We start from the raw sequence: 463 nt of genomic DNA, 5'->3' as shown, positions 1-463 counted from the left end.
GTACTGGATATGTGCCTACAGCCAGTGATACCGACATACACGGAACTCTGGTATCAACAGGACTCCTTAGTCCCGGCGACGTGATAAACGGTAACGTGCTTCGGTACTCCATTCTTCTTCCTAAGGATTTGACATTCCTTCAGCAGTTCGGAGAAGTTGGGCTGTACACCAGCACTAACATGCTGTTTGCACTAGCTGTGGCGGATGTGCCGGTCACTAAGGACAACTCGTATGCTATGCGTATAGACGCGTACCTGTCTTCGGTTGACGCAAACTACTAGATGTGGCTCGATGTGGCTGAGACCAGCAACGCATTCCACATGGGTACGCTTCAGTCTGTTGACATGCTGCCCAGCGCCAGTGACGCATTGCCGTCCGCGTATATCGTTAAGCAGGGGCTCATTGAATCATTCCGCGCCTATACCTCGGGGAACGGCCTATGGGGTTTTGATGAGTACGCGTC

Annotated in this window: 1 protein-coding gene; it reads left to right on the top strand. The window is 52.3% G+C overall.

Going from position 1 to position 463, the window contains the following annotated elements; genetic code table 11:
* Positions 1–281, top strand: a 281-nt coding sequence (locus tag AC1RPT_RS07660) for a hypothetical protein (protein WP_481762963.1), incomplete at its 5' end; no start/stop codon positions are given.
* Positions 282–463 lie beyond the last annotated feature (182 nt).

The sequence above is a fragment of the Dellaglioa sp. CoH-56-MRSF-11 genome (assembly GCF_056782135.1).
This window is presented reverse-complemented; position numbering and strand designations above follow the sequence as displayed.